The sequence below is a fragment of the Nosocomiicoccus ampullae genome, assembly GCF_001696685.1.
Lineage (GTDB): Bacteria > Bacillota > Bacilli > Staphylococcales > Salinicoccaceae > Nosocomiicoccus > Nosocomiicoccus ampullae_A.
Genome location: NZ_MBFG01000003.1, coordinates 53,347 through 73,535, shown reverse-complemented (window position 1 = coordinate 73,535; position 20,189 = coordinate 53,347). Strand labels below are relative to the sequence as shown.

General features: G+C 36.7%; 18 protein-coding genes and 1 pseudogene. All 19 read left to right on the top strand.

The window, feature by feature from the left end; all coding sequences use genetic code 11:
- Positions 1-101 precede the first annotated feature (101 nt).
- The 19 genes and pseudogenes from bshC to pyrR all read left to right on the top strand — a co-directional run bounded on the left by bshC (position 102) and on the right by pyrR (position 20,148).
- Positions 102-1,679, top strand: a complete 1,578-nt coding sequence (gene bshC / locus BBS29_RS02975; protein WP_068128896.1) for a bacillithiol biosynthesis cysteine-adding enzyme BshC — start codon at positions 102-104, stop codon at positions 1,677-1,679.
- A 121-nt stretch (positions 1,680-1,800) separates the two neighbouring features.
- Positions 1,801-2,232, top strand: coding sequence for a division/cell wall cluster transcriptional repressor MraZ (mraZ, locus tag BBS29_RS02970; RefSeq protein ID WP_068128894.1), 432 nt, complete (start codon positions 1,801-1,803; stop codon positions 2,230-2,232).
- Positions 2,233-2,244: 12 nt separating this feature from the next.
- Complete coding sequence (gene rsmH, locus BBS29_RS02965; RefSeq protein WP_068128892.1) at positions 2,245-3,171, top strand: 16S rRNA (cytosine(1402)-N(4))-methyltransferase RsmH; 927 nt, start codon at positions 2,245-2,247, stop codon at positions 3,169-3,171.
- A gap of 15 nt (positions 3,172-3,186) precedes the next feature.
- Complete coding sequence (gene ftsL, locus BBS29_RS02960) at positions 3,187-3,561, top strand: cell division protein FtsL (RefSeq protein ID WP_068128891.1); 375 nt, start codon at positions 3,187-3,189, stop codon at positions 3,559-3,561.
- The gene (locus tag BBS29_RS02955; protein WP_179853825.1) at positions 3,551-5,728 is read left to right on the top strand and encodes a penicillin-binding transpeptidase domain-containing protein; all 2,178 of its coding nucleotides are present in this window, start codon (positions 3,551-3,553) and stop codon (positions 5,726-5,728) included. Before ftsL ends, BBS29_RS02955 begins: the two co-directional genes overlap by 11 nt.
- A 9-nt stretch (positions 5,729-5,737) precedes the next feature.
- Positions 5,738-6,697 carry a phospho-N-acetylmuramoyl-pentapeptide-transferase gene (gene mraY, locus BBS29_RS02950; protein WP_068128889.1) on the top strand — a complete coding sequence of 320 codons (960 nt, stop codon included), beginning with the start codon at positions 5,738-5,740 and terminating at the stop codon, positions 6,695-6,697.
- A 3-nt stretch (positions 6,698-6,700) separates the two neighbouring features.
- Positions 6,701-8,032, top strand: a complete 1,332-nt coding sequence (gene murD, locus BBS29_RS02945) for a UDP-N-acetylmuramoyl-L-alanine--D-glutamate ligase (RefSeq protein ID WP_068128886.1) — start codon at positions 6,701-6,703, stop codon at positions 8,030-8,032.
- Between the two features lie 15 nt (positions 8,033-8,047).
- Positions 8,048-9,181 (top strand): cell division protein FtsQ/DivIB, encoded by a 1,134-nt coding sequence (locus BBS29_RS02940; protein ID WP_068128885.1) that lies wholly within the window; start codon positions 8,048-8,050, stop codon positions 9,179-9,181.
- A 98-nt stretch (positions 9,182-9,279) separates the two neighbouring features.
- Complete coding sequence (gene ftsA / locus BBS29_RS02935; RefSeq protein ID WP_068128883.1) at positions 9,280-10,719, top strand: cell division protein FtsA; 1,440 nt, start codon at positions 9,280-9,282, stop codon at positions 10,717-10,719.
- Between the two features lie 25 nt (positions 10,720-10,744).
- Positions 10,745-11,699: pseudogene (gene ftsZ / locus BBS29_RS02930) on the top strand (cell division protein FtsZ); the annotation flags it as partial.
- A gap of 274 nt (positions 11,700-11,973) precedes the next feature.
- On the top strand, positions 11,974-12,738 hold the full coding sequence (locus BBS29_RS02925; RefSeq protein WP_084778796.1) for a polyphenol oxidase family protein: 765 nt from the start codon (positions 11,974-11,976) through the stop codon (positions 12,736-12,738).
- On the top strand, positions 12,739-13,368 hold the full coding sequence (locus BBS29_RS02920) for a YggS family pyridoxal phosphate-dependent enzyme (RefSeq protein ID WP_068128877.1): 630 nt from the start codon (positions 12,739-12,741) through the stop codon (positions 13,366-13,368).
- A 9-nt stretch (positions 13,369-13,377) separates the two neighbouring features.
- Positions 13,378-13,893, top strand: a complete 516-nt coding sequence (locus BBS29_RS02915) for a cell division protein SepF (protein WP_068128875.1) — start codon at positions 13,378-13,380, stop codon at positions 13,891-13,893.
- Positions 13,894-13,905: 12 nt separating this feature from the next.
- Positions 13,906-14,211: a YggT family protein gene (locus BBS29_RS02910; RefSeq protein ID WP_083286890.1), complete on the top strand. Its 306-nt coding sequence runs from the start codon at positions 13,906-13,908 to the stop codon at positions 14,209-14,211.
- 50 nt (positions 14,212-14,261) lie between these two features.
- A complete protein-coding gene (locus BBS29_RS02905; RefSeq protein ID WP_068128872.1) occupies positions 14,262-15,044 on the top strand; it encodes a YlmH family RNA-binding protein in 783 nt (260 codons plus the stop codon).
- Positions 15,045-15,303: 259 nt separating this feature from the next.
- Complete coding sequence (ileS, locus tag BBS29_RS02900; protein ID WP_068128870.1) at positions 15,304-18,042, top strand: isoleucine--tRNA ligase; 2,739 nt, start codon at positions 15,304-15,306, stop codon at positions 18,040-18,042.
- An 8-nt stretch (positions 18,043-18,050) separates the two neighbouring features.
- Positions 18,051-18,530 (top strand): signal peptidase II, encoded by a 480-nt coding sequence (gene lspA, locus BBS29_RS02895; protein ID WP_068128868.1) that lies wholly within the window; start codon positions 18,051-18,053, stop codon positions 18,528-18,530.
- Complete coding sequence (locus BBS29_RS02890) at positions 18,511-19,425, top strand: RluA family pseudouridine synthase (RefSeq protein WP_068128974.1); 915 nt, start codon at positions 18,511-18,513, stop codon at positions 19,423-19,425. The genes lspA and BBS29_RS02890 overlap by 20 nt, the downstream gene beginning before the upstream one ends.
- A gap of 207 nt (positions 19,426-19,632) precedes the next feature.
- Positions 19,633-20,148, top strand: a complete 516-nt coding sequence (gene pyrR / locus BBS29_RS02885; RefSeq protein ID WP_040929229.1) for a bifunctional pyr operon transcriptional regulator/uracil phosphoribosyltransferase PyrR — start codon at positions 19,633-19,635, stop codon at positions 20,146-20,148.
- Positions 20,149-20,189 lie beyond the last annotated feature (41 nt).

Here is a 20,189-nt window from a genome sequence, read left to right as displayed (position 1 = left end):
TAGAAATGTCCATGTTTTTTATTTATAAACTATTTATTTGTGTCATACGGATAAATTCCATATAATTTTATTTAACTATGACGATTGTAAGGAGACACATTATGAGGTATCTGTTTAATGATGAATTTAATGATGACATTCACTGTATAAGCGAAGAGGATTATAAGTTCTTTCATCATAATAAGTTTGATGATGAATCGCTTCATCGATTAATTAAAAGAGCACCACATGAACATACAGAAAGACTCGCGTCTATAATCGAAAAAGATATGCTCGAAATTGTTGGTGATCTTACAGAAAGTCAAAGAAATAATATTAAAAAATTAAAAAATGGCCATAAAGTCGTCATCGGCGGACAACAAGCAGGTCTGTTTGGCAGTCCAGCATATATTTTGCATAAAGTGATTTCGATTTTAGTCGTCGTAAAAGATATTAAGGAAAAAGTGAATTACGACGCGGTACCTGTATTTTGGGTCGCGTCTGAAGATCACGATTACGATGAAATTAACCATACTCACGTTTACGATAGTTTGCATAAACGTATTAAAAAAGTGTCATATAAACCAAATCTCGATATACAAATGAGTATCGGCTTTTATGAATACGATAAAAAAGAAATGTTAGACGTTCTCGATGAAGTATTTAATTATACAGAGGACAGAAAGCAAAATATCGAAATTAAAAATACAATCGAACGAGAAATTAATGCGCACACATTCTGGTCAGAGCTCTTTACAGCACTAACAAATAAAGTGTTCAGTGAGCATGGCTTACTCATATTTAATGCGCACAGCAAAGACGTTAGACAGTTAGAAAAAGAGATTTTTCAACGAATAATCGAAAAATCAGAGGAAATTGACGCAGCGTTTAGATCTGGTCAACAGTCATTTAATCAACACTTCGATATCAGCCCGACGATTCAAACGGACACGAATGTTCATTTATTTATTCATTCTGAATCGAACAGAGAGCTACTTCACCGTGACGGTGACGTCTTTAAAACTGAAGACAAAACATATACGAAAGAAGAGTTGTTAAACTATTTAAATGAATCACCAGAAACATTTAGTAACAACGTCGTCACACGACCGCTAATGCAGGAGTTACTATTTAATACAATTGTCTTTTTAGGTGGAGGCGCAGAAGTAAAATATTGGGGAGAACTTCACGAAGTATTTAAAGTAATGGATAGAGAAATGCCGATCGTCTTAAAACGTATGTCTTTCCTCCACGTTCCACCACAATTAGAAAAACGATTAAACGAATACGATTTATCGTTAACACCGAATTTACTTGAACATATTGAAAAAGAAAAAGATAAACTAATAGATAAATCGACTAATGAACAGTTGTTACAGCGTATTCAAAATCTAAAAGACGTGATCGAACAACACTATGAGTCTCTTGGAGACGTAACTGAAACTAAACATGAAAAGACACTCATCGATATTAACGAATCTCGTATGTTAAAAGAAGTCGATTATTTAGAACGAAAATATCAATACGATGTCAAACGACAAGTGAGAAATAAACTCAATCAATTAGATGAACTTCTAATGTTATTACTTCCGAAAAATGTACTGCAAGAACGAACGTTCCACCCAGCAGTATTTTCAAATGCGTTCATTGATTTTACACCATTAACTTATACGGATCAGTTAATCATTATTATGGATTAACCCTTAAAAACGGCTCAAAAAGTTGAGCCGTTCTTTTTTTACAATTTTTTAAGAAGAAAGTGGTGGAAAGTGGTAGAATATGGTAAATTATTAATATAGTAGGTGGGAGGAGGTAGTTCGAGTGTTTATTGGCGAGTATCAACATAATTTAGACGCTAAAGGACGCATGATCGTCCCGAGTAAATTTCGAGATGAATTACAAGCGCAATTTGTCATTACTCGTGGATTAGATAAATGCTTATTTTGTTATACAGTCGACGATTTTAAAGCGATTGAACAAAAGACAAAACAACTACCACTCACAAAACGTGATGCAAGACGTTTTACACGACTATTCTTTTCTGGCGCAGCGATTGTTGACGTCGATAAGCAAGGACGTGTAAATATCCCACAACATTTAAGAGACTACGCAGATTTAAGTAAATCGTGTACAGTCATCGGTGTTTCGGATCGTGTGGAGATTTGGGATACAGACAGCTGGAACGATTTCTACAGTGATTCAGCAGATAACTTTGAAATGATTGCAGAAGACTTAATTGATTTTGATTTATAAGAGGGTGAAAAAATGTTTAAACATGACACAGTATTATTAAAAGAGACAATTGACGGTTTAAACATTAAACCAGACGGCATCTATGTAGACGCTACACTCGGTGGTGGCGGACATACATCTTATTTACTTGATCAATTAACGACAGGTCGAGTGATTTCATTTGACCAAGATATTCTTGCAATTAATCACGCTAAAGAAAAATTTAATGACGACCGATTAACGCTCGTTCATCGGAATTTTAAATATTTAAAAGAAGAATTAAATAAACTTGGCATCGAAAAAATCGATGGCATTTTATATGACTTAGGCGTATCGAGTCCACAATTAGATTTAGTCGAACGTGGTTTTTCACATTCGAAAACAGCACGACTCGACATGAGAATGGATCAAACACAAAGTCTAGATGCTTATGAAATTGTAAATACATATAGCTATGACGACCTCGTACGCATTTTCTTTAGATACGGTGAAGAAAAATTCTCAAAACAAATCGCACGTGAAATCGAAAAACGACGTGCGGAAAAACCAATTGAAACGACGACAGAGTTAAGCGACTTAATTAAATCGAAAATTCCTGAGAAGTTTAAACGCATGAAAGGTCATCCAGCACGCCGAGTCTTTCAAGCATTACGAATCGCGGTAAATAACGAACTTGAAGTATTTGAAAATAGCTTACAAGATGCGATCGAATTGTTAGAAAAAGGTGGTAGAGTCTCGGTCATTACGTTCCACTCACTCGAAGATAGAATTTGTAAACAAATTTATTTAGAGTATGAACGCGGACCCGAACTACCTAAAAACATGCCGATTATCCCTGAAGGATACGAGCCAATTTTAAAAAGAGTCAATAAAAAGCCGATACTAGCGAGTGACGAAGAACTTGAAAATAATAGTCGTGCACGTAGCGCTAGACTTAGAATCGCAGAAAAGTTAAAGTGATAGGGAAGTGAAACCATGGAAGCAGCACGCGTAAGACAAACAGTTCAAAAAGAACACACACAACAAAATCATGTACATAACGTAGCGCCAAAGAAAAAACGCTACCTTGTAAGTCTGAAGTTAAATGAGCTTCTGTTATATGTCGCTTTAATGATTGTTTTATCGGCAGCAGTAGTATTTGTACTCAACACAAAATTAGAAGCGCATGAATATGAGAGAGAAATATCTCAAATCAACTACGAAATTAACGCTACAGAAAAAGAGATAGACGAACTAACAACAGAAGTTACACATTTATCTTCATACGAACGCATTTATCAAAAAGCAAATGAACTTGGGCTAAAACCAAACAATGATAATGTAAAGGTTGTTAGGAAGTATGAAAAGTAATTTTAAGTCTAATATCTTTAAGTCGTTAAAACAGCGACGTAAAAATCAATTTACTTTTTCAATACCGATTATTACACTCCTGATTTATATTAGTTTAGGAGTGTTTTTTGCTTTACTCGTTTTTAATATCATTACGATTATGTTGTTTAAAAATGTGGATGACGTCAATTTAAAAGATCAAGCGCGCAGTAAATATGAACGTCACACCGTTAACCGTGCTGAACGTGGTAAAATTACTGACCGCGATGGGAATGTTTTAGCAAGAGATACGGAAGCTTATAATATCGCGGTCATCGTCGGACAAGATTTTGATAATCATATCGAAGATAAAAACGAAGTAGCAAAAGTCTTATCTGAAATTATGAATATGGAAGAAAAAGAAATTTTAAAGGTAATCGATGATGGTATTAAAAATAATAGATATCAAGTTGAATTCGGTAGTAAAGGAAGAAATATCGATTATAAAGCAAAAAGATTAGTAGAAGAGAAAGAATTAAAAGGAATTGTTTTTACTCCTGTTGTCAAACGCTCGTATCCTAACGGAGTGTTTGCTTCACATTTAATTGGAATGGCTGAGTTAAATGAAGACGGAGATATGAATGGTGCTGTAGGTATTGAAAAAGAATACAATAAAGAATTAACTGGAAAAGACGGCTTTAAAGATTATAACGTCGATAGTTGGAACTATATCGTTCCTGGAACGATGGAAAGTGAAGAAGCGGTCGATGGGTTAGACGTTGAATTAACGATTGATTCTAACATACAACTTTACTTAGAAGACTCATTAGATGATATGCAAGAACACTTCGAACCTGAAGAGTTATTTGCTTTTGTTGCAGATGCAAAAACAGGCGAAATTTTAGGTGCAGGTCAACGTCCTTCATTTAACCCAGATACTCGAGAAGGTTTCGGAACAAGCTGGTTAAATATGCTTTACGAATATCAATTCGAGCCAGGAAGTACGTTTAAAGTATTTACGTTAGCGGCAGCAATTGAAGAAGGTAAGTATGATCCAAATCAGTACTACACGACTGGGAATAGACAAGTGATGGATGCGACGATTTACGACTGGGAAAAGTCGGGTTGGGGTACAATTACTTATAACGAAGGGTTACAATATTCTTCGAACACTCTAATGATGGATTTACTCGATTCAGTCGGACCTAAAAAGATGCTCGAATATTATCAGTCATTTGGATTTGGGACACCTACGAAATCAGAATTTAATACAGAAGCAAGTGGTCAAATCGTGTGGGACAATGAACTCCAACAAAAGACGAGTTCGTTTGGACAAACGATTAGTGTAACTCCAATTCAAATGATTCAAGGATTTACTGCGTTACTAAACGACGGGATGATGAAAAAACCATACGTCGTTCAGTCAGTTGTCGATCCAGAAACGAACGAAGAAATATATCGAGGTCAAGAACGTAATCTCGGACAAGTCATTAGTAAAGAAACAGCCGAGAAAACGATGGAAGAAATGAGCACACTCGTCGCAGGTTCGTTAGATATAAACAGTATGTACGCGCTCGATGATTATCAAGTCACAGGTAAAACTGGTACAGCACAAATGTATGACGAAAAAACGGGCGGATATTTAACAGGAGAGTATGAATTTATAACGTCATTTATCGGATATGCACCAGTTGAAGATCCACGAATTATCGTCTATTACGGTATTAAACGCGCATCAAAAAATAAAAGTGAGACATGGGACTTCGGTGTGTCGAGAGGATTTAATCCGTTAATGGAACGCTCACTGAAATATTTAGACGTTAAAGACGTTCAAAACAGTCAAGAAATTAAAACGATTAAAATGGAAGACATTACAGGTCAAAACATTGAAGACGTCGACGTATTACAAAATGATTTATTAAAACAAGTGTATGTCGGTGAAGGAACGAAAGTTGAAGACTATTATCCAAAAAATGAAGAAATGTTGCCGTCTGAAGTGCTCGTCATCGTCACAGATGGTGAACGTACGATGCCGGACTTACGTGGGTTTTCTAAGCGTGACGCATTACTCATCATGGACTATTTAGGACTCAAATCGAACTTTAAAGGTGAAGGTTACGTCACAGCACAAACGATTAAACCAGGTGAACCACTTGGAGATAAACAAAAAGTCAACTTTACGTTACAAATGAAAGACCCAAACAATTAGGAGGTAACGATGAGTATTATATTATTAATCATTTCATTTATATTGTCTGCAACATTAATGAAAATGATGATACCAAAATTAAAACAATTAAAATTTGGCCAAGCAATTCGTGAGGAAGGTCCGGAAAGTCATTTAGCGAAAACAGGCACACCGACAATGGGTGGTATTTCATTTATTTCTGTAACGGTCGTGTTATCGATAATATGTATGTTCTTCGTTGAAGACGTTTCGAAATTACTCATCCTCGTCATCGTAACGCTAGGATTTGGGTTAATTGGTTTTATTGACGATTACATCATCGTTGTAAAAAAAGATAATAGAGGATTAACATCTAAGCAAAAAGCGCTGGCACAAGTAGTCGTGTCAATTATCGTCTTTTTCATTATGATGAAATTCGTACCTTCTATTGAGCTTGGTGTTTCGATACCAATGACAGATATTACAATTCCACTCGGTGTGTTTTTCATCGTTTGGATCGTATTCTGGCTCGTTGGTTTTAGTAACGCTGTAAACTTAACGGACGGTTTAGACGGGTTATCAACAAGTACGACGATTATTGCGAACGGTGCATTTTTAGCCATTGCGTGGTTACATTCAGAAAAAGAAATTATTTTATTTTTATCGATACTAATTGGAGCACAACTCGGATTTTTACTATTTAACAAATATCCAGCGAAGGTATTTATGGGAGATACTGGATCTTTAGCACTCGGTGGGATTGTCGGTATCGTATCGATTATGTTAAACAACAGTTTATTACTTCTTTTAATCGGTATCGTATTCGTCATCGAAACAGCATCCGTCATTATACAAGTCGTATCATTTAAAACAACAGGTAAACGTGTATTTAAAATGACACCGATTCACCACCACTTTGAATTGTCTGGATGGAATGAACGTAAAATTGTATTCGTATTTTCATTCGTCGGTTTAGTTTTTGGTCTAATTGGTATTTTAATCGGAGGCTAAGTTATGAAAGAAATCGAATCATTTAAACATAAGAAAGTGCTCGTTTTAGGATACGGACGAAGTGGTCGTAGTGCGATAGAAGCACTGTTTAAACTCGGCGCAGATATCACACTTACTACGAGTGAAGTACTCGTTGAAGAGAGTGTTATAAATCATTTAAAACAAATGAATGTGAAAGTCGTCGATGGTCATCATCCAGAGCATCTATTAAACGACACAGAGTTGATCGTTAAAAATCCAGGTATTCCGTATACGATTCCTTTTTTACAGGAAGCTTTAAAACGCAATATTAAAATTATTACTGAAGTAGAACTTGCGTATTTAATCACAAATAATGAGATTATTGGTATTACCGGAACGAACGGAAAAACGACGGTAACAGAACTCGTTGGTAGACTTCTCACTGACGGAAACCGTACTTCAATTTTATGCGGGAACATCGGATATCCAGCAAGCCAAGCGGCGCTTGAAGAACAGTCAGACGAACTCGTAATGGAATTGTCTAGTTTTCAGTTAATGGGCATCGATACGTTTAGACCGAATATCGCAGTATTTACAAACATATATGAAGCGCATCTCGATTATCATAAAGATTTAAATGAGTATCAATCAGCGAAACTATCTCTTATGAAAAATATGACAGACACGGACATTGCTATATTTAATCAATCTCAAAGACATTTTGTCGAACATAAAGATGTGAAGAGTAACGTTTACTTCTTCAGTATCGATGAGGAAGCAGATGCATATGTAAAAGATAATTGGATATATGTTTTTGGTAAAAAAATAATAAATATCGAAGAGATTCTGTTAAAAGGTCCACATAACTTAGAGAATATCCTTGCAAGTTTACTCGTTGCACATTTAAAAAATGTACCGATCGAGCATATGAAATATGTTTTAACGACGTTTAAAGGTATCGAGCACCGTATGGAATTCGTCGATGAAAAACTCGGCATGAGATTTTATAACGATTCAAAAGCGACGAACGCGCTCGCGACGACATTTGCATTAGATAGCTTTAATACGCCGACGATTTGGATCGCTGGTGGATTAGACCGTGGACAAGATTTCAAAGAACTTCTTCCACATTTAAAGCATGTAAAACTTGGTATCGTATTTGGTGAAACGAAAGAAAAGCTAAAACAATTTTTAAATGAAAACAATATCGAAGTGATTGAAACAGATAATCCATTCACAGCTGTCGACATTGTCAAAACACATGGTAATGCTGGAGACAAAGTGCTATTTTCACCAGCGTGTGCGAGTTGGGATCAGTATCCTGATTTTGAAACGCGTGGCAGACATTTTAAAGAAGCAGTTCATCAATTATAAAAAGGAGGGGACACGATGAGTGAAGATTTTAACGTAGATGATTTAAAAAAGAAGTTAAAAAAGAATTGTACGACTAAAAAAGATAAGAAGCATACACACACTGACGATGTCCCCTCATTTAAAACGGAACTTGAAGTCATAGAAGCGCTCGTTCAGGAAGGTGTTATAAAACTACAGCAAGACGAAGTGGCAAAGAGTGACGATGACACGTTAGATCCATCTTTAATTGAAGACTATCGCGATGAAGAAAAAGATGCACCTTCAATAGAATATGAGTCTGAAGAAGATGAAAAAGAGACGCTAAAAGAGCGATTTAAATCGGTTAAAAAGCCACAGTTATCACTGCCAAATTTAAATTATAAAAAACTTATATTTTTTATTGGAATTGCGCTCGTTTTAATTACGATAGCTACATATTTAATATCCAGTCTATCTGATATTAAAGAAATTGAAATTGTCGGTAATGAAAACATCACCGACAAAGAAATACTAGATAGAAGCGGTATAGACACAGGACAAAAAATGTACTTGCTTCAGTCAAATAAATCTGAAGATAAAGTAAAAGTGTTACCGATTATACAGTCAATTGACATCGAACGTGAATGGCCAAATAAAGTCATTATAAATGTTAAAGAACATAACGTCGTTGGTTTTATTGAAAGCAACCGAAACTATTATCCAGTACTCGAAAATAAACGCGTATTAAGAGGATTTCATATGGAACCTGTAGATGCACCGATTATCCATTTCTTTGAAGGTAAAGAGTTCGACGCACTTGTCGATAGTTTAAACGATGTCAATCCAGAGATGTTACGAATGATATCTGAGATATATTATCGACCGTATGATGAATCATATACGAGAATTCAAGTACTTATGAATAACGGTCAGGAAATTATCGCAGACTATACGACATTTGGTGAAAAGATCAATTACTTTAATGGAATGCGCGAATCTATTGGAGATAATGAGGGGATTATCGATTTAGAAGTGAGTAATGCGTTTATTCCGTATAATACTGAAGAAGCAAGGCGTGTGAAGCGCGACATGTCAAGTATTCCAAGACATGTACCTTATATCGAAGATATAAACGAAAGCCTAGATGTGATTAAGAAATCACTTGAAAAAATCGAAACATCAACAGATTAGTGAAAAGTTTCATTTATTTAACTGATTTAGTTCACAATTCGCTTTATTTAAGGTAAACTATAGGATAGATTATTCTGAAAAGATTGGGAGGCATTCAGGTGAAGGAACAATATTATGTTGCCCTAGATGTAGGGTCCTCGAGTGTTAAAATCGTGATTGGAGAGAAATTTCACGATGGTGTAAATATTATTGGTACTGGCCAAACCTTCACTGATGGCGTATCAAAGGGTATGATTCGAGATTTTGATCTCGCTAAAAGTGGAATTATAGATACAGTGAAAAAAGCAGAACTAATAGCAAATATAGATATTGACGAAGTATTTTTAAAAGTTCCAATAACGAATTCTGATGTCATATTTACAACAGAAACGTTAAGATTCTCTGGTAAAGATACAGAAATCGATGGAGAACTCATCGAAGAATTACTTGAAAATATTCGCTTTAAAGAAATTTCAACAGATCAAGAAATTGTCACAGTATTCCCTGTGTCATTTGTCGTTGACGATTTACATGAAGTCGAAGATCCAAAAGGGATTATCGCTAGAGAAAGTCTCACTGTGAAAGCTGGTATCATCGCTGTAGATCGTACGTTATTCTTAAACATGGGTAACTGTGCGGCAGAAGCAGGTCTAGATATCGTAGACGTCACTTCAGACGCATATAACTACTCACATATTTTAACAGAGGCTGAAATTGAACTCGGCGCAGTCGTTATGGATATCGGAGCTGACTTAACACAGTACGCATACTATAAAGATGGATCGTTAAAATATGCAGGTGTTATCCCTGCAGGTGGTAACACGATTACTGAAGTCATTGCGAGAGAGTTTAATACAGACTTCCATTATGCAAACCGTGCAAAAGAGCAATATGGTCACGCATTTTACGAAAGAGCACCAGAAGGTGAACGCGTCGTCTTCCCACAAAACAACGGTGATAAAGACGTAGAAGTGAGTGCGAAAGACTTATCTGACGTCATCGAAGTGACTCTTGAAGATATGTTTATGGAAATCTTTAGAGAACTCGGTGAAGCGAATATCGACGATATTAGCGGTGGATTCGTCATTACAGGTGGTACTGCAAACATGAGAGGAATTAGAGATTTACTACTCGATATTGTTTCTGAAAAAGTACGCGTTCATATCCCAACACAAATGGGTGCGAGAAAACCTGAATTCACGAGTGCAATCGCTACAGTTGAAAGCGGTATTCGTTTTGATGAACTCCTCGATTATGTTACAATTGATAATCATGAAGATGATTATGACAGAGATGACAACGAACCAATTGTAGAAGAAGAAAAACAGTCGATTTTCCCTTCTCTATTTAGAGAAAGAAAAGAGAAAAATCAAAGTGTTGAAGTCGAAGAAGACGTTGAATATGAGTCAGACGACGACCGATACGAAGAAGACGAACATGACGATTACGAACGTGAAATCGTTGAGACGTCAGATGTTAAAAATGCCCCGCCAAAAGAAAAAGAGAAATCTGACTTTGGTGGATTTATGAAAAAAGTATTTAAGAATTTATTTGAGTAATTAAAATTTGGGAGGATATGGTGAGATGTTAGAATTTGAAACTGGTTTTAACCATCAAGCATCTATTAAAGTAATCGGTGTCGGTGGCGGAGGAAACAACGCAGTAAACCGAATGATCGATGAAGGTATGCAAAACGTTGAATTTATTGCAGTTAACACAGACGGACAAGCTTTAAACTTATCAAAAGCAGAATCTAAAATCCAAATCGGAGAAAAATTAACACGTGGTTTAGGTGCTGGAGCGAACCCTGAAATTGGTAAAAAAGCTTCAGAAGAATCACGTGAACAAATTGAAGACGCAATCCAAGGTGCGGACATGGTATTCGTCACTGCTGGTATGGGTGGCGGAACTGGTACTGGAGCAGCACCAGTCGTTGCGAAAATCGCAAAAGAAATGGGAGCTTTAACAGTTGGTGTTGTAACACGCCCATTCTCTTTTGAAGGTAGAAAACGTCAAACACAAGCAGCTGCAGGTGTAGAACAAATGAAAGCTGCTGTAGATACATTAATCGTTATCCCAAATGACAGATTACTCGATATCGTTGACAAATCAACACCGATGATGGAAGCATTTAAAGAAGCGGATAACGTATTACGTCAAGGGGTTCAAGGTATTTCAGACCTCATCAGCGTAAGCGGTGAAGTAAACTTAGACTTTGCGGACGTTAAGACGATTATGACAGACAAAGGTTCTGCATTAATGGGTATCGGTGTCGCAAGTGGTGAAAACCGTGCGGTTGAAGCGGCTAAAAAAGCAATCTCAAGTCCATTACTTGAAACTTCAATCGTCGGTGCACAAGGTGTGTTAATGAACATCACTGGTGGCGAAAACTTATCACTATTCGAAGCTCAAGAAGCTGCGGACATCGTTCAAGACGCTGCAGACGAAGATGTAAACATGATCTTCGGTACAGTAATCAACCCTGAGCTTGAAGATGAGCTAGTAATTACAGTTATCGCAACAGGCTTTAACGAAAAGTCAGTATCAAGAGGTCCTGAACGTCCAGTTCAACAAGAACGTAGACAAGCACCTTCATTCGAAGAAAAAGAAAGAGAAGATTCATTCATCAACTTAGATGATCGTTCAAATTCTGAACAATCATTTGATAGCTCTGATAGAAAATCTTCATTAGATAACGAGCCAGACGTACCATCATTTATTAGAGGTCGTCGTAGTCGTAGAAGATAAGACATTCACTCACGGAGATATTGACATCAATATCTCCGTTTTTGTCTATTAGGAGATAGATACGCGTGTTTAAAAATTATAATCATTATGTAGGATACAGTTCAGACGATTTAGTGTTTGGGTATACGAAACGTACAAACGGTCAAAGCGACTATCCAAGAAATGCATTTAATATGGCGCTATATATCGGAGATAATCCGGACAATGTACACCACCATCAACAACTTTTAAGTGAAGAAATCGGATTTGAACGTTCAGATTTCGTGATCCCAATTCAAACGCATGAAAACAAAGTGTATGAAGTAAAAAAAGCGGATGCCGGGACAAATGTAGATGCGTTAACAAATAACATATATGGTATAGACGCTCTATATACATATGAAAGAAATATCGTACTCGGTATGAATTACGCAGACTGTACACCGATTTATGTGTACAGCGTAGCGAATAGCTTTTTAGGCTTAGCGCATGCAGGATGGAAGGGAACGCGTGGGAACGTATTAAAAAACCTTTTAGATCAATACGACGGAGATATCGATGATCTACGCGTCGTCATTGGAGTTGCGATTAACGGTGATTATTATGAAGTCGATGATGCGGTCGTCAACGATTCATTTTTAGTGGCTAAAGAAGCAGTGACTCCATTAGGTAACGATAAATTTTTACTCGATTTAAAAACTGCAAATAAACACCAAGCACTCGATTACGGTATAAAAGAATCGAACATTCACGTCACACCAATCGGTACGGAAAGTGAGGAATTCTTTTCATATCGATTAGATGATCAACCGACGGGACGTGCTTTAGGGTTTATTGGAAGGAGATTATAATTGAATAAAGATAATTATTTAAAAGTAAAAGAAGAAGTCAATAATCAAGCGACGATTATCGCTGTGACTAAATATCATACTGTTGAAGATGCGCTAGAAGCATACGACGCAGGCGTGAGAGATTTTGGAGAGAATAGAATTGAAGGATTTAACGAAAAAAGAGCCGCACTTCCTCAGGATGCGAATATGCACTTTATCGGAACACTTCAATCGAGAAAAGTTAAAGATGTCATAGATAATCTATATTACTTACACTCATTAGAGCGAGAATCTATCGCGAAACGTATTGAACAATATAGCTCGCATGATGTAAAATGTTTTATACAGGTAAATGTGTCAGGAGAAGAGACGAAACATGGTTTAAAACCTGAAGACGTCAAAGATTTTGTTACGAAAGTATCAAAATATGATCACGTTAAAGTGATCGGGCTCATGACGATGGCACCTGAAACAGACAACGTTGAAGAAATTAGAAATGTGTTTAAACAGTTAAGAGAACTTAGAGATGATTTACAAAAGGAATTTAAAGATATTACTGAGTTAAGTATGGGAATGAGTAACGACTATAAAATTGCACTTGAAGAGGGTGCGACATTTATTAGACTCGGTAGTAAAATTATGGGAAAATAGGTGATTCAAATGGCTCTTCAATTTTTAAAAGATTTATTCGTAATCGAATCTGAAGATATGGATGAAATTGAAACAGAACCAAAGCAAGAAGCTGAAGTTAAAGAACAGCCAAAAGTAGAAAAGAAAAGTAAAGTCACAGCAGTCGATTTTTCTGAAAAAACAAAGAGAAGCCGTAAACCGAAAATTGAGGCAAGAGAGCACCGTGAAGTGAGTGAGCCAGTAGTAAAACAAGGGGGAAACGTTGACATGAGTAAAATTAATACAAAAGTATGTCTGTTTGAACCATATGTATTTGGTGAAACTCAAGATATCGCGGATCAATTAAAAAGTAATCAAACAGCACTTGTGAACTTATCAAAACTCGATAAAGTATCCAAAAAGAGAATTATCGACTTTTTAAGTGGAACAGTGTATGCTTTAGAAGGCGATATTCAAAAAGTTGGAGCTGACATTTTCTTATGTACACCAAACTCTGTTGGTGTCGAAGGTGTTATTTCGGAGAAAAATGACTCTGACTTAATGTAAGGAGTTTTTACTGTGGACCAATCAACAGCGATAAATATACTGACAACAGTAGTTAAAATATATTCGATATTATGGCCAATTTTTACTTGGGGATTCATCATTTACATACTATCTAGTTGGATTCCAGGTTTAAGAGAGTCATCATTTGGTGAGTTACTCGGTAAAATATATGAACCGTTACTTTCACCGCTGAGAAATATAATTCCACCAATCGGTGGTATGATCGATATTTCACCGATCTTTTTAATTATTATATTCCAGTTATTTAACTTTGGTATGCGTCAAATATTTGTATCGTTATATAATATGTTAATGTAAGAGATATTGTTACAATATCTCTTTTTTATTTCGCCATTAGGAGTTATATTATGGAATCCCTATTTCAACATTTTAGACAAGAAGAAAAAGAAAAGATTACTTTTTACTATAGTAAATTTGAAATCGCGTCGAGAGATTATTATCCTGTATTACTCGATTTTACTGATCCAAGAGAACGTAAAATTATCGAAAGTATTAGCGGACGTTTCCCTGATATAAAAATTGAATATTACGGTGGGGGTAGTGAAGATAACCACGAACGCAAACGTGTCTTACTCGTTCCAGAAATGTTAGAAGTCTCTCGAGATGATTTTGAAATTGAGACGGTAGAGTTACATTATCCAGAAAAATTTGTGACGCTCACACATCGTAATATTTTAGGTGCGATGATGAATGTCGGCGTCGACCGTAGTAAACTCGGTGACATTATTCTTTCAGATCATATACAATTTGCGATCGATAAAAACTTCTTTGATTTATTTAAATCAGAACTTACGACGATAAAAAACGCACCGATCGAACTCGTTAAAATTCCTAACGATGAATTTTTAAGCGCAGTCTCGAATACGACGAAACATTCGATAATCGTCTCATCGTTTCGTTTAGATGTGATCGTATCAGAAGTGTTAAAAGAAGGACGTGCAAAAAGTAAAAATCGTATCACGCGAGAGAAAGTTAAAGTCAACCATGCACTCGTGACAGATCCGAGTTTCCAAGTCGAACTTGAAGACGTAATCAGTGTGAGAGGTTTTGGAAGATTTATCGTGAGTGAGTTTATTCATGAAACGAGAAAAGGGAAGTCGAGAATCGAAGTTTTAGTGTATGAAGACTAGTTTCAATATGGTTTGACAATAGTCTGAAATTTTTGCATAATGTTATTAATGTATTAGACACGCAATATATTGACTTTTTTAAAGCGACTAGAGGACGGTGAAAGCTCTAGAAAATAAATATATTGATATCACTAATATGATAATTATATAAATATATAAATGAGTGGGCTCTTTATGAGTCAATTAGGGTGGTAACACGGTGAAATCGTCCCTTTTTGACTTGTAAAGAGTTTTTAATTTATTAGGAGGAAATATAAGAATGGATTACAAAGACACGCTACTTATGCCGCATACGGATTTTAAAATGCGCGGCGGATTAACACAAAAAGAGCCAGAAATGCAAAAACGCTGGCACGAAATGGATTTATATAATAAAAAATTGGAATTAAATAAAGGGAATGAACCGTTCGTATTACACGACGGACCACCATATGCTAACGGTGCGATTCATATGGGACACGCGTTAAATAAAATCGTAAAAGATATCATTAACCGTAACAAACAAATGCAAGGATATTACACACCATATGTACCTGGATGGGATACGCACGGTTTACCAATCGAGCAAGCACTGACAAATAAAGGTGTCGACCGCAACAAAATGTCAGTGAGTGAATTCCGTAAAAAATGTGAAGCATTCGCAAACGAACAAGTACAAGGTCAAATGACAGGATTTATGCGTATGGGTATCGACGGAGAGTGGGATAACCCGTATTTAACATATAAACCAGAATTTGAAGCATCACAAGTACGTGTCTTAAAAGATATGGTGGAGCGTGGCTTAATTTACCGTGGTAAAAAACCAGTGTACTGGTCACCTGTATCAGAATCGAGTTTAGCTGAAGCGGAACTTGAATATAAAGACAAGCGTTCACCGTCAATTTACGTGACGTTCAAAGTAGAAAACGGTAATGACGTAATTGAAAAAGGCGTAAACTTAGTCATTTGGACGACAACTCCGTGGACGATTCCCTCAAACTTAGCAATCGCTGTTCATCCTGAATTGAATTATGTACAGTTTGATTATGAAGGTGAAGCGTACGTTATTGCTGAAGAATTACTTGACACGTATTTAGAAGTTGTTGAGTGGGAGAAAGAAAAAGTTACTCGTACGAAAGAATTTAAAGGTTCTGAAATCGAACGCGTCGAAGCAAAACACCCATTATTTGATCGTATGAGTCTCGTTATTTTAGGAGATCACGTAACGACTGACGGCGGTACTGGACTTGTCCATACAGCACCTGGTCACGGGGATGACGACTATAAAGTTGCACAAAAATATGATCTTGAAATTTTATCTCCAGTAAATAACAAAGGTGTATTTACTGAAGAAGCGGGCAAATATGAAGGGTTATACTATGACGATGCAAACAAAGTAATCGGTGAAGACTTAGATAAAGCAGGCGCATTAGTTAAACTACAGTTCATTACGCACTCGTATCCACATGACTGGCGTTCTAAAACACCGGTAATCTTCCGTGCAACACCACAATGGTTTGCGTCAATCGAAAACGTACGTGAAGAAATTCTAGAAGCACTTAACAACACGAAATTCCAAGTTGAGTGGAATAGAGAACGTATGTATAACATGATTAAAAACCGCGGAGACTGGGTCATTTCACGTCAACGTGTTTGGGGTGTACCACTTCCATTCTTCTATGCTGAAAATGGTGAAGCAATCGTCGACCCTGAAGTAATGGAACACGTTGCAACTCTATTTGAAACACACGGAAGTAACGTTTGGTTTGAATGGGATGCAAAAGACTTATTACCAGAAGGATTTACGCACGAAGGTTCTCCAAACGGTACGTTTGAAAAAGAAACAGATATTATGGACGTGTGGTTCGACTCTGGGTCAACACATAGAGGGGTACTCGATTATAGAGATTACTTAACGTATCCATCAGACTTATACTTTGAAGGTTCTGACCAATATAGAGGTTGGTTCAACTCTTCACTTATTACAAGTGTCGCAACGCGCGGAGTATCACCATACAAAGAGTTATTATCACACGGATTCGTCATGGACGGAGAAGGTAAGAAGATGTCGAAATCACTCGGTAACGTTGTAGATCCAACGAAAATTATGAACCAAATGGGTGCAGACATCATTCGTCTATGGGCATTCTCAAGTGACTTTGAAGAAGACATACGTATTTCTGACGACATTTTAAAACAAGTGTCAGACGTATACCGTAAAATCCGTAACACGATGAGATTCCTACTCGGAAACTTAAGCGACTTTAACGTTGAAACAGACAAAGTTGCATATGACGATTTATACGACGTCGATAAATATATGTACAACAAATTTAGTAAGTTTTATAACGAAACGAGAGACAACTACGACGCATATAACTACATTACGATTTACCAGTCATTACAGAACTTCATCAACGTAGACTTATCAAACTTCTACTTAGATTATGCAAAAGATATTTTATATATCGAAAAAGAAGATTCTTTAGTAAGACGTAGTGTACAAACAGTGTTACACCGTATTTTAGAAGATTTAACAAAAGTGTTAGCACCAGTGCTCGTTCACACTGCAGAAGATATTTACGACCATACACCACACCGTACAGCTGAAAGTATCCACTTAACACACTTTAGCGACAAAGAAGATGTCGATGAGAAAGTATTAGAACAGTGGGCACAAATTATGGAGGTACGTGATGACGTTTATAAAGCGTTAGAAGTGGCACGTAACGAAAAAGTCATCGGTAAATCACTCGATGCGAAAGTGACGTTAACATTACCTGAAGGATTAACAAAAGACAGCATCAATTCAGAGTTCACACAGCTCTTTATCGTTTCGCAAGTTGAAATCGTCGATGAGTTAACAGACGGTACAGCATATCAAAACACGACAGTTAAAGTAGAGCATGCTGAAGGTGAAAAATGTGCACGTTGCTGGAACTATAAAACAGACGCAAACCTCGTGAGCGGTAAAGATGATATTTGTGATCGTTGCCGTACTGTTGTTGGAGAAAACTAGGTGAGACGATGAAAAACTATCGAATTATTCCGATGAGTATTTTCGGTATCGGTATATTGGCGCTTGACCAAATTACAAAATTCCTCGTAGTTAAATTTATGGACTACGGGGAATCGATACCAATCATCCAAAACTTCTTATCGATCACGTCACATAGAAATAGTGGCGCAGCGTGGGGCATGTTACAAGGTAAAATGTGGCTCTTCTACATCATTACCGTATTCGTCATTATTATGTTGGTATATTTTTATAAAAAAGAAGCGACGGATGATTTACTATTACAAATATCACTGACAATGCTAATTGCAGGAGCATTAGGGAATTTTATCGACCGTGTATTATTTCAAGAAGTGGTCGATATGATCGATACGATGATTTTCTCATATGACTTCCCGATATTTAATGTTGCAGATTCAAGTTTAACAATTGGAGTCATACTCATGCTATTTCAATTCTTTACAGAGCGTGGTGAACAAAGTGAAAATTAAAACCGAAGAAAAAGATGTCAACGTACGAATCGACAAACTACTACTTGATTACGTCGAAAATAGTTCTCGTACTGAAATTCAGAACCGTTTAAAAGAAGGTAATATTATCGTCAATGGTGACGAAGTGAAACCGAACTATAAGGTAAAACTCGGTGACGTGATTGAAGTGTTTGAGCGTGAAGTAGAAGATGTCGATATTACACCTGAAGATTTAAATTTAAATATCGTATATGAAGATGATAGTGTCGCAGTCGTCTATAAACCGTCCGGGATGGTTGTTCATCCGTCAGCTGGACATAAAAGTAATACGCTCGTCAACGGTTTAATGTATGCACTCGATTCACTTTCAGGCATTAATGGAGAGTATCGCCCAGGTATCGTTCATAGAATCGATAAAGATACGAGTGGACTGTTAATGGTTGCTAAAGACGATGTTGCACATCGCGATTTAAGTGAACAGTTAAAAGATAAAACTGTCGACCGACGATACGTTGCACTCGTTCACGGTGAAATTCCACATAACAAAGGAACAATTGACGCACCGATAGGACGTAACAAAGAAAAGCGTCAACAAATGGCTGTCGTCGACGATGGAAAAGATGCGGTGACGCATTTTAACGTATTAGAACGTTTTAATGGATACACGTTAATCGAAGCGATTTTAGAGACGGGTCGTACACACCAAATTCGTGTTCATATGGATTATATTGGGTATCCAATCGTTGGAGATCCCGTATACGGAAGAAAGACAAAATTCGATACAGATGGACAATTACTACATGCGAAAACTATTGGCTTTACGCATCCCGTTTCGAAAGAGCGACTGAGTTTTTCATCTGAATTACCAGTACAATTTAAAACAGTATTAGAAGAATTACGTTTAGAAAAAAGTTAATGGATTATGTTGACAAATAGTTTAAATAAGACTATTATAATAAGCAACATAATTAAATACTTATGTGTCTTTAAAATTGGTCCCGTGAGGCCAAAAAGACATGATGAAACGTATATATATAATACTCGCACTATGTGCGAGTTTACTGACGCGTATACTCATGTCTTTGGCATGAGTATTTTTTTATGATTATTAGGAGGATGCCAAATGGCAAGAACTGTTTTAGATGAACAAGGAATCAATAGAAGTTTAACGAGAATGTCACACGAAATACTCGAGAGGTATAAAGGAAGTAGTGACGTCGTACTACTCGGTATTCGTAGACGCGGTGAGCACCTTGCAAACCGAATGCGAGACAAGATTGAAACAATCGAAGGAGAAGCGGTTGCAGGCGGTACGATTGACATTAAAAATTTTAGAGATGACACAGCGAGAAGTGAAAACACTGAAGGGTTAGACACTGACAGTGATTTAAATGATAAGCACGTCGTCTTAGTCGATGATGTCATGCAAACTGGTCGAACGATTCGAGCAGCAATAGACGCAATTATGTTCCACCATAGACCAAAGACGATTTCACTCGCAGTACTCGTTGACCGAGGTCATAGAGAGTTACCGATACGACCAGACTTCGTCGGTAAAAACATTCCGACACGAAAAGAAGAAGAAGTCGTCGTTAAAATCGAGGAAATCGACGGTGAAAACTCGGTTTCAATTTCTTAATCTAAAACTACTCCTACAATAATCTTAAAACCGGAGGCATA